Annotated in this window: 11 protein-coding genes; 7 read left to right on the plus strand and 4 right to left on the minus strand. The window is 46.7% G+C overall.

The window, feature by feature from the left end; all coding sequences use genetic code 11:
- The first annotated feature begins 58 nt into the window (after positions 1-58).
- Together rbsK and EAE30_RS04635 are read left to right on the plus strand one after the other, a co-directional pair.
- Positions 59-976 (plus strand): ribokinase, encoded by a 918-nt coding sequence (gene rbsK / locus EAE30_RS04630; RefSeq protein ID WP_123014884.1) that lies wholly within the window; start codon positions 59-61, stop codon positions 974-976.
- A 15-nt stretch (positions 977-991) separates the two neighbouring features.
- A complete protein-coding gene (locus EAE30_RS04635; RefSeq protein WP_123014885.1) occupies positions 992-1,996 on the plus strand; it encodes a substrate-binding domain-containing protein in 1,005 nt (334 codons plus the stop codon).
- 1 nt (position 1,997) lies between these two features.
- Here EAE30_RS04635 and EAE30_RS04640 read toward each other — a convergent pair whose 3' ends face one another.
- On the minus strand, positions 1,998-2,918 hold the full coding sequence (locus EAE30_RS04640; protein ID WP_123014886.1) for a LysR family transcriptional regulator: 921 nt from the start codon (positions 2,916-2,918) through the stop codon (positions 1,998-2,000).
- A 115-nt stretch (positions 2,919-3,033) separates the two neighbouring features.
- Between EAE30_RS04640 and xapA the strand changes: the two genes are divergently transcribed.
- Positions 3,034-3,870: a xanthosine phosphorylase gene (gene xapA / locus EAE30_RS04645; RefSeq protein WP_123014887.1), complete on the plus strand. Its 837-nt coding sequence runs from the start codon at positions 3,034-3,036 to the stop codon at positions 3,868-3,870.
- Positions 3,871-3,914: 44 nt separating this feature from the next.
- Here the strand turns inward: xapA and EAE30_RS04650 are convergent, their stop codons facing one another.
- Entirely contained in the window at positions 3,915-5,183 is a 1,269-nt protein-coding gene (locus EAE30_RS04650; protein ID WP_123014888.1) for a diguanylate cyclase domain-containing protein, read from the minus strand.
- A gap of 600 nt (positions 5,184-5,783) precedes the next feature.
- Here EAE30_RS04650 and EAE30_RS04655 point away from each other — a divergent pair.
- Both EAE30_RS04655 and EAE30_RS04660 read left to right on the plus strand, forming a co-directional pair.
- Positions 5,784-8,144 carry a Lon protease family protein gene (locus EAE30_RS04655; RefSeq protein ID WP_123014889.1) on the plus strand — a complete coding sequence of 787 codons (2,361 nt, stop codon included), beginning with the start codon at positions 5,784-5,786 and terminating at the stop codon, positions 8,142-8,144.
- Positions 8,145-8,279: 135 nt separating this feature from the next.
- Positions 8,280-9,512 (plus strand): MDR family MFS transporter, encoded by a 1,233-nt coding sequence (locus EAE30_RS04660; protein WP_123014890.1) that lies wholly within the window; start codon positions 8,280-8,282, stop codon positions 9,510-9,512.
- A gap of 59 nt (positions 9,513-9,571) precedes the next feature.
- Here EAE30_RS04660 and alr read toward each other — a convergent pair whose 3' ends face one another.
- Positions 9,572-10,648, minus strand: coding sequence for an alanine racemase (gene alr / locus EAE30_RS04665; protein ID WP_123014891.1), 1,077 nt, complete (start codon positions 10,646-10,648; stop codon positions 9,572-9,574).
- Positions 10,649-10,706: 58 nt separating this feature from the next.
- Positions 10,707-12,083 (minus strand): alanine/glycine:cation symporter family protein, encoded by a 1,377-nt coding sequence (locus EAE30_RS04670; protein ID WP_123014892.1) that lies wholly within the window; start codon positions 12,081-12,083, stop codon positions 10,707-10,709.
- 854 nt (positions 12,084-12,937) lie between these two features.
- Between EAE30_RS04670 and dgcN the strand changes: the two genes are divergently transcribed.
- Complete coding sequence (dgcN, locus tag EAE30_RS04675) at positions 12,938-13,945, plus strand: N-acetyltransferase DgcN (protein WP_123014893.1); 1,008 nt, start codon at positions 12,938-12,940, stop codon at positions 13,943-13,945.
- A complete protein-coding gene (gene dgcA / locus EAE30_RS04680) occupies positions 13,942-14,916 on the plus strand; it encodes an N-acetyl-D-Glu racemase DgcA (RefSeq protein WP_123014894.1) in 975 nt (324 codons plus the stop codon). The genes dgcN and dgcA overlap by 4 nt, the downstream gene beginning before the upstream one ends.
- Positions 14,917-14,918 lie beyond the last annotated feature (2 nt).

A 14,918-nucleotide genomic window follows, 5' to 3' on the forward strand; every position in this document is an offset into this window, starting at 1 on the left:
TTTTGCACACGCAAAAGCTGCGTCTCGTTACACTCTTCTCAAGAAAGGACGTATGTTCATGAGTCAATTGGTTGTACTTGGCAGTGTGAATGCCGATCATGTGTTGCAAGTTCCGCGCTTTCCTCGTCCTGGTGAAACATTACAAGGTCATCAATATCAAGTCATTGCGGGTGGCAAAGGCGCGAACCAAGCAGTGGCGGCTGCGCGTCTTGATAGTGATATTACCTTCATAGCAAGTTTGGGTGATGACACCTTTGGCCAATCGATGTGCCAACGGTTTGCCGATGATGGTATGGATGTCTCTCACATTGAAGTTCAAGAAAACTGTCCGACGGGCATCGCGATGATTCAAGTGTCGCAAGAAGGTGAAAATACCATTTGTTTATCAGAAGAAGCCAATGCGTATTTAACGGAGTCAGTAGTTGCAACGCATCGCCAGGTTATTGAACAGGCAGAGTACTTGCTGATGCAATTAGAAACCCCTCTTGATGGGATTACTTATGCGGCACACGTGGCCAAACAGCATGGCACGCACGTGGTGCTCAATCCTGCGCCAGCTCAACCGTTAAGTGATGAGTTGTTGGCTTGTATCGATATGATCACTCCCAATGAAACCGAAGCGGAAGTATTAACGGGTATCGAAGTGACCGATGAAGCGTCAGCTGATCGCGCGGCACAAGCATTACATGAGAAAGGCATTGGCACGGTGATGATTACGTTGGGTGCTAAAGGGGTCTGGGTCAGTGTTGACGGTAAGGGAAAAACCATTGCTGGCTTTGCGGTCGATGCCTGTGATAGCACGGCGGCTGGCGATACGTTTAATGGCGCTTTAGTGACTGGTTTAATTGAAAAAATGTCGTTAGAATCGGCAGTACGTTTTGCGCATGGTGCGGCTGCAATATCGGTGACGCGCTTCGGTGCACAAACGTCAATTCCAACCCGTCGTGAAGTTATGGAATTTTTACAGCAGCAATAATCAGGAGTCATCATTATGGCGACCATGAAAGACATAGCCAAACAAGCCGGTGTTTCGACATCCACGGTCAGTCATGTGATTAACCAAACCCGTTACGTGAGCGACGATATTGCGAAACGGGTCAATCTTGCGGCTAAACAACTCAATTATGCGCCTTCTGCATTAGCCCGTAGCCTGAAAATGAACCGGACAAAAACGCTGGGGATGTTAGTGACCACGTCAACCAATCCGTTTTTTGGCGAGGTGGTCAAGGGCGTGGAACGCAGTTGTTATCAACAAGGCTATAACTTGATTTTATGTAATACCGAAGGCGATGAGGAGCGCATGCGCGCGTCTATCGATACGTTATTGCAAAAGCGTGTTGATGGATTAATGCTGATGTGTACCACGCTAGAATGCAAGCAAGTGATGGATTTTGAACGTTATCCTGATGTTCCTGTGGTCGTGATGGACTGGGGGCCGATTGTGGAAGTCAGCGATAAAATTCTTGATAACTCTTATCAAGGGGGCGTGATGGCAACCCAGTATTTGATTGATTGCGGTCATAAACACATTGGGTGTATTACTGGGCCGTTAAGTCAGCATCAGGCGCTCAATCGTTTCCAAGGCTATCAAGCAGCCATGCAACAGGCGGGATTACCGATCAACGATGATTGGGTGGTCGAAAGTACCTTTGAATGTGAAGGGGGACACGAGGCGATGCAAACGTTATTGTCACGCGCAACTCGCCCGACCGCCTTATTTGTGAGTAACGATATGATGGCCATGGGCGCGATTAATGCCGCAGCCGAGCATCGTATTGCCATTCCTCACGATATTTCCATCATCGGTTACGATGATATCAGTATTGCCCAATTTATGACGCCACCACTCACCACCATTCATCAGCCAAAATATCGTTTGGGTAAAGCCGCGGTGGAAGCGGTCTTAGCACGCCTAAAAGCCATGGATGCGGCCCCACAATTGATCAAGCTCGAACCGACTTTAATCGAGCGTTGTTCCGTTAAAATATTGGCCTAGCTTACAGAGTCTGACCATCGCTAGCGTGAGTCATTGTGTGTTTCAATTGAGCTAAGCTTTGTTCGACGAAGTCACTGGTTGAAGCTGGACTCAATGCCACAATGTCGGCGGGTAAGGCTTCTTGCAAAGGAATAAAGCAGATATGTGGCCAGCCCATATTTGCATAACTTTGCGGGACAATTGAGAGCGCATTGCGCATCGAAATCACCGCGAGCAAGGTATTGGGCTCAATCACTTCTTGTACGATATTGGGATGAAAGCCCGCATGTTGACACCGCTGAGTCAACCAATGCGTGGCAGCGGAATTGGTTTTCTTCAACATGATAAACGCTTCTTGGCTCAGCTGGGTTAAGCGCAGTTGTTTCCGTTGTGCTAAACGATGGGTATCGGCGACCGCGACAACCATTTTCTCTTTGAAAACAACAGAGGCGCGTAATGGCGCGATGTTGTACGTATCAGCATAGCGGACAAAGCCAAGATCGATACGCCCCTCATGTAAAGCGCGCTTTTGTTGCTCAGGTGACATTTCGATTAAGTGATAGGTCCTCTCTGGAAAACATTGCTGTATTTGATAAAGCGCATTCCCAAACCGTGTTAAGAAAACAGAACTCATGACACCGATATTGATCGTATTTTGCGTATGGCGATGGCGCTGCTGTACTCGGCTTATCGACGTGTCCACAACATCAAAAATTAAGCGACATTCTTCTTGTAACTGACGGCCTGCATCGGTGAGTGACACATTGCGAGTATCGCGATGCAGTAACGTCACATCGAGTTGGGTCTCTAATGCTTTTATTTGGGCGCTGAGCGGTGATTTGGTGACATTCAATTCAGCGGCAGCCGCACTGAAACTTTTTTGTTTTGCCACTTCATTAAAATACCGAAGCATCTTTAAAGTAATATGTGGTGAAGGCGACATGCAAACGTTTCCTATTGTGCTGGGTAATAGAACAATTGTATCAAAATAAGGGATTCTTACAGCATGATAATTAAGGTAAGGTGGCGATTCAATTACTGGCGAGGAACCGATAGTCATGACGGCTGATCCTGTTAATAAGGCATTAGACACCATTTACGCACACAAACCTAACTTCCACCCTAAAGCGGGATTGATCTTAGGCTCGGGGTTGGGCGTTATAGCCGACGCTCTAGAAGATAAAGTGGTTATTCCATACGAAGAACTGGCCGGGTTTCCTGTCAGCACTGTAGAAGGACACTCCGGTGAATTGGTTCTCGGACGGTTGTTTGGGGTTGACGTAGCATGCATGAAAGGGCGTGGTCATTACTACGAGCATCAAACGATGAAAGTCATGACGAACCCAGTGCGCACGTTTAAACGACTCGGTTGTGAGTTTATGTTGGTGACCAATGCGGCTGGCTCGCTACGCCCGGATTCCATTGACGTCGGTTCGCTGGTCGTTTTTAACGATCACATTAATATGATGCCCGAATCACCAATGACCGGTCCAAACGATGATGCTTATGGGCCGCGCTTCTTTAGTTTGGCCAATGCGTACGATAAGACGTTATTGGAAGAAGCGTTAGCGGTGGCGAAACAGCAACGCATTCCTTTGAATGAAGGTGTGTTTGTCTCTTATACTGGGCCCAACTTTGAAACGGCGGCAGAAATTCGCATGATGCAGGTCATCGGCGGGGATGTTGTGGGGATGTCGGTGGTGCCGGAAGTGATTTCAGCAGCTCATTGTGGATTGCCGGTGCTGGCTATCTGTGCGATCACCAACATGGCTGAAGGTTTAAGTGATGTTGAGTTGTCCCATGAGCAGACCCTGAAATGCGCCAAGTTAGCAGAACAAGACTTCATTCAGTTACTGCATTCATTTATACAACACCATTTCAATGTTGAAGGGTAAGTGATATTCGGGCCGTCTCAGATAAGCGAGTCAAAGTGGCTCGCTTATTGGTGTTGATCGCTCATGTCAGGAGAAACGATTTCAACGTTGTAGCTTCCTTTGCCATGGTGTTTGACCCGATACATGGCATTATCAGCCACAGATAACCACGTCTCCACGGTGTAATCAATATTGGGGTCGATGTAGGTGGCGCCAATACTACAACTGCAAGGGATACGATGATTATTGATGGTCATCATGGTCGGAAGTTGCGCTTGAATTCGCTGGCATATCTCGTGCAAATCTTGCAATGGATGAGTGAGCCCAGATAAGAGAACGGTAAATTCATCCCCCGCCAAGCGTGATAGATTGTCATCGGGACGCAGCAAAGATTTCAAATTTTGCGAGAAATCTTTGAGTAGCTTATCGCCGCAATCATGACCGTACTTATCATTGGCATTTTTTAAACCATCCACATCAATAAACAAGAGCCCAACGTCGTTCGCTTTTTGTTTACATTTTTGCTCGAAATCGTTTAAAAAATACGTGCGGTTCGTTAGGCCCGTTAATGAATCGTGATAGGCTCGATATTCCAATTTTTTCTGAAAGGTTCTTAGTTCGGTCACGTCTTGCGCAAAAATATAGTAATCGCCAAAGAAGCTTTCACCAGGAATAAACCTGACTTGCAGCATTCTCAGTTCTGTCCCTTTAAATATGGACAAATCAAACTCGACCGAGTCTCCTCCTTTAACCCGTTTGACTAAATGTTTGAGAGGGGCATAGATATCGCTTCCCAAAAATTTTTCGATCGGGCAGCCGATGATGTCATCCAAGGTACATTGAAAAAATTCGGTGTAGGCATGATTGGCAAAAATGTATTGATCATTATTGTCTAAATGACTGACAAGCACAGGCAACTGATCAATGATTTTTTCCAGTTGCATGTTCACGCGCACGCCTTCACGTTCTGGTGAGAGCATGTGGTCAATATTAAAAATAAAATATTGAACGTGATTGACCGTTGTCAGTGTAACGGTTAGGTGTGACCAGGAGTTATTTTGTAGATTAGTTTCGACAAAATGGATTGGGTCGTCTTGGGACTCAAGCTCGGTTTTTATTTTAACAAAATTAATACGTTCAAACGTGATAGGAAATAGCGGTTGTATATAAGTCTCTTCCGTATAAGGAAAATACTCTTGAAACGCTTTATTTCGGTAGATCAGTTCTCCTTCGAGTGTCGTGACACCGATAGCATTAGTATTATGATCTAATATCTTAGAGAACAGCTCTAGCTCTTGGTTTTGGATCGTACTTTTTTCAAATAGATCAGTCATGTAATGATACCCACAAGTGCTTCAATGTTATCGATAGCTTGATACTTACACTGAAACAAAACGGTGCTGTTTTCTACAGCGCCTAGCAAAATGACGATAACAACTTCACGTTGACTCATTATGATGAGTTCGACGAGTGAAGCCGTCGGGTTTGCGAAGCACGCAATATTCTGTTTATTTGAATAATCATGTCGTGCTGCATGGTAATTACGTTTATTGATTATTTTAAAATCGTAATTAGCTGCGAATTTATTGTTATGTTAAGCGAAAATCTATCGTTGTTGTATTTCGTAAGCTTACACGTTACCACTCATTTAACCTATGAAATATGGTTTATCCTCAAATTATTAACATAAAGCCTATTTTATGTACATTTTTTTAGCTGAATCGCTTGTTTTCCTAGTTATGTCAGATTGTTAACAGAATTGTGGAAGCCTGAGACGGAAGGAAGAGTCGTCAGTAAAACGCCCTGCTTTTTACTTCAAAATGGTCATTAAATGTTCAGTTGGGTTAGGCTATGGCGTAAGTCACTAAATTGTGGGCAATTTACGACTAAACTGAGGAGAGAATAAGAATGACAACTACCTAGGAGATGGAACAATGGCCATTCAGACATTGCGTTCAGAGCAGCTTTATAAAGTGGCGGATTTAGATCTATTGCCCTGTAAATCCACAAAAGAGTTGTCACCCGTTGATGAAATTGTTGGGCAAGAACGGGCGCAAAAAGCGGTTGAGTTTGCGATGTCAATTCGTGATAAAGGGTATAACATTTATGCGATAGGACAAAACGGTCTGGGTAAGCGGACCATGATCTTACGGTATCTTAATCGCCACCAACATGACCATCCACCGCTTTATGATTGGTGTTATGTTGCCAATTTTGATGATATTCGCACCCCAAAAGTTCTGCGTTTGCCTTGTGGAATTGGGCACCAACTACGTCAAGATGTCGAAAAACTGATGGGGCGCTTGGTTAAAGCGATTCCGTTAGCCTTTGACAATGAAATGTATTTCAGCCGTTCAGAAAAACTCAAAAATCAATTGGCACAGAAGCAAGAGTCGGAGCTGGAAGTATTAACGCAAGTCGCGAAAGAGCGTGGCGTGAGCCTGACCATCACACCGCAAGGCGATTATCAATTCATTGCCATGAATGGCGAGGAGCAGCATACCGAAGACAGCTTTTTAGCGTTGAGCCGCGAAGAGCAAGAACAGTTTGGGCATATTATTGACCAATTGGAAGTGGATTTGCGCAATGTCGTTCGTAAGTTGACTGAATGCGAAGAAGAATACACCGATAAAATCAAAAAGCTAAACGACGAAGTGACCCGTGGCGTGATTACGCACGTCATTAAACAATTAAAAAAGGATTACAGTCGTTATCCAGAGATCAAAGCGTATTTAACGGAACTGCAAAAAGACATTGTTGATAACGTAGATATCTTTTTGGAAGAAGGCACAGAGCAAGCGGAATTGTCTACCGCGGCGCTCGATAAGCGTTTACCGCGTCGTTATAAGGTTAATGTCGTGGTCAGTCGTCCAGCCGATGAGTTACCGATTGTGGTGGAAGAAAACCCCAATTATCACTCGCTGTTTGGGTACATTGAAACCGCGACGTATAAAGGCACGGTATTTACCGATTTTTCATTAATTCGTCCGGGGAGCTTGCATAAAGCGAACGGGGGCGTGCTATTAATGGATGCGGTTAAAGTGCTTGAACAGCCTTATGTCTGGGATGGATTGAAGCGGGCATTACGCGCGCGGCAACTGAGTTTTACGTCATTAGAAAAAGAAGTCACATTGACCGGCACGGTGTCTTTGGATCCGGAGCCGATTCCACTCGATGTGAAAATTATTTTATTTGGCGACTATCGTACTTATCAGTTATTGGCGCAATACGATCCTGAATTTAGCGAGTTATTTCGTGTGACGGCAGATTTTGAAGATGAGATGACACGCACTCCCGATTCAGAGTTGCATTATGCGCGGCTCATATCGAGCATGGTGCATGACAACCACCTGCTGCATTGCGACCGCAAGGCCATTGCCCGCATTATCGAACACAGTTCACGCATGACGGGCAGTCAGAATAAGTTGTCTTTGCACGCAGCCCATATTGCCAACCTGCTACGTGAGGCGAACTATGTCGCGAAGCAAGCCAAATCCAACATGGTGCGGCAAAGTCATGTGGATGAAGCTCTGCGTAATCAAGAGCTGCGTGTGAACCGAATTCAAGACAGTGTGCATGAAACCTTTATTAACGGCACGACACTGATTGAAACGGAAGGCCATGCGATTGGGCAAGTGAATGCGTTATCGGTACTGGCCAGTCATGATTTTGCGTTTGGGGCTCCCAATCGTATTACGGCGACGACCTCCTATGGCGATGGCGATATTATCGATATAGAAAGGAGCGTTGAACTGGGCGGCAGTATTCACTCGAAAGGGGTGATGATTTTATCTGCGTATTTGCACTCGGTATTCGGACGTACCGCTCGAGTACCGTTAACCACACGGATTACTTTTGAGCAATCCTATGGTGGCGTTGATGGCGACAGCGCGAGTATGGCTGAGTTTTGTGCAATTGTGTCGGCTTTTGCTCAGCATCCAAATCGACAAGATATTGCCATTACGGGGTCGATGAACCAATTCGGTGAATCGCAACCGATTGGTGGCGTTAATGAAAAAATCGAAGGATTTTTTGATATTTGTCGTATTAAGGGACGTCATGCGAGCCAGGGCGTGATCATTCCCGCATCCAACCAACATAATTTAATGCTGCGCCCAGACATTGTGAAAGCGGTAGAAAAAGGCGAGTTTCACATATGGGCAATCAGTCATGTGACTGAGGCCATTGAACTGCTTTCTGGAAAGTGTGCTGGAGAAGCCACTCAGGATGGCAGTTATCCCATTGATACTGTCTATGGATTAGCGCAGGCCAAATTAAATGCGCTGAGAAAATAAGCCTACCTTGCGATTACCCTGCCGATACCCATCGGTAGGGTTTTTTCTCCTTACTGCTTTTACGTTTCCTTTTCTAGCGCTTTGTAGTAGCGTTAGCTCATTGATTTTGGTGAAATTAAGGACAATTCCCATCTTATGGCCAACGAACGCCTATTTAATCGCGCGCGCTTTCGCCGCTTTACGCCCTCAATTTGGACGGTACTGATTGGTACATTGTTGGTCCGCACCACTTATTTTATGGCATGGCCATTTCTTATCGTATTTTTGTATCGAGATTATCAAGCCAGCGCCGTGACGATTGGTGGTATGCTCGCGTTTTCTGCGGTAGTAGGCTGCACCGCTGGGTTTTACATTGGGTACTTATCGGATTTGTTTGGACGTCGTACGATTATGTTGATCGGCGCGGCGTTAGCGAGCGTCGCGTACGGCGGGATTGGCCTTGCTGAGCATATCTGGGTATTTTATCTATTGATCGCGCTGGCGGGCTTAACACGGCCTATGCTTGAGGAAGTCGCAAAATCGGTGATTAGTGATCAGTTGAATGATAAAAAAGATCGAGAGCTGGCATTAAATCTTCGTTATTTTACGATTAACTTAGGAGGAACCCTCGGCCCTTTGATTGGTATAACGCTAGGGTTATCTCAACCGCAAAGCTTGTTTTTACTCACGGGGGTTAGCTACATACTCTATGGCTGCGCGTTGCTCAGGGTTCTCGATAAGCGCAAAGCGCAGACCCATCATGATGAGGCACAATTACCGCATTTTGGTGCCGCATTAACGGTCATTGGCAAAGACCGCTTGTTTATGATTTTGCTCCTTGCCAATTTATTGCTGATGTTTGTGTATGCACAAGTTGAGAGCTCGTTACCACAAGTGATTGTCCGTTCGGGATTAGACGGCGCGGCTGAGATCGTATCGAGTTTAGTGCTGGTGAACACCATCACCTGCATCGTCTTCCAGTTTCCATTGCTAAGACTACTCGAACCCTTATCACTCTTCATGCGGGCGAAAATCGGCATCGTCTTATTTTTGATCTCGCAAATTGGGTTTGTATTTACGACCCAAAATTGGCCACAAGGTTGGTACCTTTGTTCCTTCTTACTAAGCGTGGGCGAAGTCATTGTGTTTCCGACGTTAGGTGTTCAGCTTGATCGTTTAGCGCCAGCTCATTTGCGGGGGAGTTATTATGGGGCTATGGGATTATCCGGGTTCGGTTTTGCTATCGCGCCTTTGCTAGGCGGGATCATGATTGATATGGGAGGGCCAACCTGGTTGTATTCCCTGTGTGTGGTGTTGTGTGTTTTGGTGGTCGGATTATATCATCGAGCCCAGCGACACGACGACAGCGTGATGCAGCCAGTCAGGTAATCTCGAACCATGAGACGAGACTACGGAGCACGATATGGAGGCTCCGTAGAGACAATGCGTTAGCGGATAAATTGTTTATGGACGCGCGGTGCCACTTTAATGACAAGTTCGTAGGGGATGGTGCCAATGGCGTTCGCCACCTCTTCAATGGGCAATTGGTTCCCCCAAAATTCGACAGTATCGCCCACGCGATCTTGTGATTGCGCACCTAGATCGACGGTCATCATGTCCATCGATATGCGGCCAACAATCGGGACTCGCCGACCATTGATCATCACAGGTGTGCCAATGGGCGCACAACGCGGATAGCCATCGCCATAGCCCAGTGCCACAACGCCGATACGCGTATCGTGCTGCGCCGTCCAAGTTTGCCCGTAACCAATCGCTTCGTGGGCCAGATGAGGACGTACCGCGATCAATGTCGATTGTAATGTCATGACGGGTTGTAAACCAAGTTCTTTTCCGCACTGGTGCTCGGCAGGGGAAATGCCGTATAAGGCAATACCACCACGGCAGTAACCAAACTCGCTGTCTTGCCAGAAAAGAATGCCGGCGGAATTGGCAAGATTTTTCGGCCCCGGATGCGCTTGCGTGGCGTCCTTAAATACGGCGATTTGCTGATGCGTTGCAGGAGAGTTGACATCATCCGCCAAATAAAAGTGGCTCATGAATCCGACATCTCCCGCCACTTTTCCCGTCGCTTGCAGCGCTTGGACATACGTATCGACGTCTTCAGGCCGTACTCCAATACGATGCATGCCCGTATCCACTTTAAGCCATACTCGAATGGGTTTGGCTAAATCCGCCTGCTGAAGATCATGCAATGTTTCTGGGCTATGAATGGTGGTATGTAGGTCGAGTTCTGCGGCGATGTTAAGATCGTCTTGGCAGAAACAGCCTTCTAGTAACTGAATCGGTTGAGTGATCCCGGCTTGTCGTAAGGTGACAGCTTCTTCAATACGGGCGACGGCAAACATGTCTGCTTGAGGAAGGGCACGAGCGACTTCGACCGCGTTATGGCCGTACGCATCCCCTTTGATCACTGCAACTAACTTTTGTCCTTGGCATTGAGCTTTTAAGTTGTTGTAGTTGTGTTGTAACGCTGATAAATCAACGATAGCTTGTGCTGTGATCATGAATATTCCTTAGTTGAACAACGCTCCCGCCGAAGCGGGAGCTCAACAACAATGTAAATTACTTGTTTGATTTTATTGAGTTATCAGAGCTTGCTGTAGGCTTGAAGTAAGCTTTGGTTAACTTCACGACAACGGGGCTCAGTACTGCCAAGGCAATCAAGTTTGGAATGGCCATCATCGCATTCAACGTGTCACCTAATAACCATACAAAGTCCAAAGACATGGTGGCGCCAACCGGTAATGCGATGACGAAAATGATACGAAATGGAAGTAAGGCCTTAGGACCAAACAAGAAAGTCGCACAACGCTCACCATAAACAGACCAACCCACGATGGTCGTAAAGGCAAAAATTGCCAGCGCCACGGCCACAATGTATCCACCGACACCCGGTAAAATTTGATCGAATGCAGCCGATGTTAAGGCGGCGCCCGATTCACCACTGGTCCATTGACCAGAGATAATAATCACTAAGCCGGTGATCGTACAAATCAAAATCGTGTCAATAAAGGTACCGAGCATGGCGACCAAGCCCTGACGAACTGGGTCATTGGTATGTGCACTCGCGTGGGCAATTGGAGCAGAACCCAGACCGGCTTCGTTTGAGAAGACACCACGAGCAACACCAAAACGAATCGCCATCCATACGGTTGCTCCGGCAAAGCCGCCTTGGGCAGAGCTAGGTGTAAAGGCTTCGCTCACGACCGTGGAGAGTGCCGGTAAGATGCCACCCGCGTTCATGAGTAGGATAATGACACCGCCTACCACATACACCAGTGCCATGACCGGAACTAATGCCCCAGCAAAAGCGCCAATACGTTTGATACCACCAATGATGACAGCGCCAGCAAGGACCATGACAACCAAACCAACAATGAGAGGTGAAAAGGCGAAATTGGTTTCTAATACTTGGGCTATCGAATTGATCTGAACGCCGTTACCGATGCCAAAACACGCGACGGTACCGAATAAAGCAAATAAAGAGCCTAACCAAGACCATTTTTCACCCATACCGTTTTTGATGTAGTACATCGGACCACCGACAAACTCACCATTTTTGCCTTTTTCACGAAAATGCACCGCGAGCACCGCTTCGGCGAATTTGGTCGCCATACCGAGCAGAGCGGTCATCCACATCCAAAATAAGGCGCCAGGCCCCCCGATGAAGACGGCTGTCGCAACCCCGGCAATATTCCCTGTCCCCACCGTGGCTGACATGGCGGTCATTAAGGCTTGAAATGGGGGGATTTCTCCTTGCCCGTTGTCACTGTTTTGTCGTCCTTCCCACAACAGTTTAAAGGCACGGCCAATATTGAATATTGGCATGAATTTTAAGCCGATATTTAAGTAAATACCCACTCCTAGAATCAAAATCAGCATAGGGACACCCCATACTAATCCATTGACCTGTCCTACGAACGCTTGAATTGTTTCCATCCTGGTCCCTTTTCCATACTAATGATTGTTATGATGTTATTTATCCTGAACTGGATTCACTCTTTTGCAAGTTGTAGACCACAAACGTGGTCGCTTGCGTGAATTTCTTCCTTTATTCACCGGACTTCCTATTAATACCTGAATTATTGTCCATGAGAAACCACTAGTCATAAGAAAATCAAACGCCAAGGGATAATTATGGAATTTTTAACCTGAATCTGGCGATAAATTCAGCATATTATATTGAAATAAGTCAATGTGCTTGTAAGGCATGCCATCGCTCAGTGGTGGAATTTCCATGGATGAGAATCGCAGTAGATACGTTTCGGAAAGTCAGACCTGTTGCTTTAAATGCACCATGGCGGGGCAATCGCACTAAATCTGTGTGGTTGACTGTGCTTCACTGGTGCATTGTGTACTGCAGGGGGCGCGCTAAGAGGATGTTTATACTGAAATTGTTTGGTAATTTCATAGAAAATGTGAGTGCTATCAATTTTTCAGATATTTTTCTTTAGTGATATTCACTGCCAATAACGGGGCAATGGCAAAGAATCGTCTAGAGATGTTTTGGCTATTTGTTGAAGTCTTATACTGCTTTTATCTATTAAAGGTAGTTATATATGTTATTTAATTGTTGTATTTTGGATGAAATGTCTAAAATTATGTTTAGGATGATATCAGGGTTTTAATGAGAATTAGCCGGATTTATTCACCATGTCCCGCGATAACGGCCAAAATAAGCGCTTTTCTATTGTGTATCTGTCACGTATTTTGCACTAGTAAATAGTGAAAACAATAAAATTTATGACCATTACTTTGGGTCAATACGTTGCGTCAATGAAGGAGATAAACAGATGGAACTGAAACAACCTTATCTATTATTTTTGGGCGATGCTGCCGATCCACTGGCCGCAAAAGTCGCGCAAGGCATTACCACTTGGCGACCTGAATCTTGCATCGGGCAATTGCGTTTACCGACTTGTAATGCGGATGTTGGCTTAGAGGACTTAACCATTACACAGGCCGCGCAACGTGGTGCGAAAACCTTAGTGATTGGGGTGGCCAACCGAGGCGGTATCATTTCGCAAGATTGGATCAGCGTTTTGCTTGACGCATTAGAAGCTGGCATGGATATCGCGGCAGGCTTGCACAACCGTCTGAATGATATTCCTCAGCTGGTGGAATGTGCGAAACGTTGCGGTAGAGAGCTATTTGATGTGCGTTTCCCGACTCAAGTTTACCCCGTTGCTAATGGCAAAAAACGCACTGGCAAACGCCTACTGACCGTTGGAACCGACTGTTCTGTAGGGAAAATGTATACCTCTTTGGCGATTGAGCATGAGTTAAAACAACGCGGTGTCGATGCAGATTTCCGTGCGACAGGCCAAACGGGCATTTTGATTACAGGAGCGGGGGTCAGCGCTGATGCGGTCGTATCCGATTTTATTGCGGGTGCGATAGAAACCATCTCACCGGATAATTCCGCGGATCACTGGGATGTAATTGAAGGACAAGGTTCTCTATTTCATGCGTCATTTGCCGGTGTTACCACAGGCTTGATTCATGGTGCACAAGCCGATGCGCTCGTACTCTGTCATGAGCCCACACGTGAGCATATGCGCGGGTTGCCGGATTACAAACTGCCAGAATTACATCAGTGTATTCAGCGCAATTTAGACACTGCGAGCTTAACCAATCCGAAGGTGAAATTTGTCGGCGTCTCCATCAATACATCGGCCATGGAAGAAGCGGTTGCGCTCGCATACATGGATAACGTTGAGAAAGAGTTGGGGTTACCCGTGGTGGATCCATTCCGTCAAGGTATTGGTCGTATTGTGGATCGTCTTTTGGAGGGCGAATGAACGTATCATTGATTGAAAAGAGTTGGCCAATTCGCGGAAGCTTTACCATTTCTCGCGGCTCCAAGACTCAAGCCGATACGTTGATTGTCCAGATCGAGAAAGCGGGGGTAATTGCACGCGGTGAATGTGTGCCTTACGCGCGCTATGGGGAATCGATAGCGAGCGTTCGCGAGCAGATTGAGAGCGTGATCAGTGAGTTAGAAAAGGGGCTGACTCGCGAGCAATTGCAAGCGCGCTTACCTTCTGGCGCGGCGAGAAACGCCGTGGACTGTGCGCTGTGGGATCTCGAATGTAAACTGTCGCAGCAAAGCGTGTGGGACATTTTATCGCTCTCTCCTGAGCCTGTCGTGACCGCTTTCACTTTGTCCTTGGATACTCCGGAAAAGATGGAAATGGCCGCGCAAGACAATGCTCACCGGCCCTTATTGAAGTTGAAACTGGGCGGCGCGGGTGACTTGGCACGTGTTGAAGCCGTGCGGCGCGGCGCGCCAAACGCTCGCATCATCTTAGATGCCAATGAAGCGTGGAGTGTTGAGGATTATCAGCAGCTCGTTCCGCAACTGGTTAAGCTGGATGTGGCGATGATCGAGCAACCGTTTCCTGCGGGCGAGGATGCCATTTTGGAAACGCTTGTAAGGCCAATTCCCATTTGTGCCGATGAGTCATGCCATGACCGAGCAAGCTTACCTAAGCTCATGAACCGGTACGATATGATCAACATTAAAACGGACAAAACGGGTGGGTTAACTGAAGCGCTGGCATTAAAAGACGCGGCGTTGGCCGCGGGGTTTGAGGTGATGGTCGGGTGCATGCTCTCGTCTTCGTTAAGCATGGCGCCGGCGTTTGTCGCAGCGCAACACGTCGCGGTTGTCGACCTCGATGGACCGCTCTTATTGAGTCAAGATATTGAACATGGTTTTACCTTTGAAGAGAATGCCATGATGCCATTTACGACCAAATTATGGGGTTAATT

This window comes from Vibrio zhugei, assembly GCF_003716875.1.
GTDB lineage: Bacteria > Pseudomonadota > Gammaproteobacteria > Enterobacterales > Vibrionaceae > Vibrio > Vibrio zhugei.

What these genes read in the sequence shown, in the direction of transcription:
- EAE30_RS04650 (WP_123014888.1), bottom strand. Translation starts at nt 5,183, where the DNA reads ATGACTGATCTATTTGAAAAAAGTACGATCCAAAACCAAGAGCTAGAG.
- EAE30_RS04670 (WP_123014892.1), bottom strand. Translation starts at nt 12,083, where the DNA reads ATGGAAACAATTCAAGCGTTCGTAGGACAGGTCAATGGATTAGTATGG.
- EAE30_RS04640 (WP_123014886.1), bottom strand. Translation starts at nt 2,918, where the DNA reads ATGTCGCCTTCACCACATATTACTTTAAAGATGCTTCGGTATTTTAAT.
- EAE30_RS04660 (WP_123014890.1), top strand. Translation starts at nt 8,280, where the DNA reads ATGGCCAACGAACGCCTATTTAATCGCGCGCGCTTTCGCCGCTTTACG.
- EAE30_RS04635 (WP_123014885.1), top strand. Translation starts at nt 992, where the DNA reads ATGGCGACCATGAAAGACATAGCCAAACAAGCCGGTGTTTCGACATCC.
- dgcA (WP_123014894.1), top strand. Translation starts at nt 13,942, where the DNA reads ATGAACGTATCATTGATTGAAAAGAGTTGGCCAATTCGCGGAAGCTTT.
- rbsK (WP_123014884.1), top strand. Translation starts at nt 59, where the DNA reads ATGAGTCAATTGGTTGTACTTGGCAGTGTGAATGCCGATCATGTGTTG.
- dgcN (WP_123014893.1), top strand. Translation starts at nt 12,938, where the DNA reads ATGGAACTGAAACAACCTTATCTATTATTTTTGGGCGATGCTGCCGAT.
- alr (WP_123014891.1), bottom strand. Translation starts at nt 10,648, where the DNA reads ATGATCACAGCACAAGCTATCGTTGATTTATCAGCGTTACAACACAAC.
- xapA (WP_123014887.1), top strand. Translation starts at nt 3,034, where the DNA reads ATGACGGCTGATCCTGTTAATAAGGCATTAGACACCATTTACGCACAC.
- EAE30_RS04655 (WP_123014889.1), top strand. Translation starts at nt 5,784, where the DNA reads ATGGCCATTCAGACATTGCGTTCAGAGCAGCTTTATAAAGTGGCGGAT.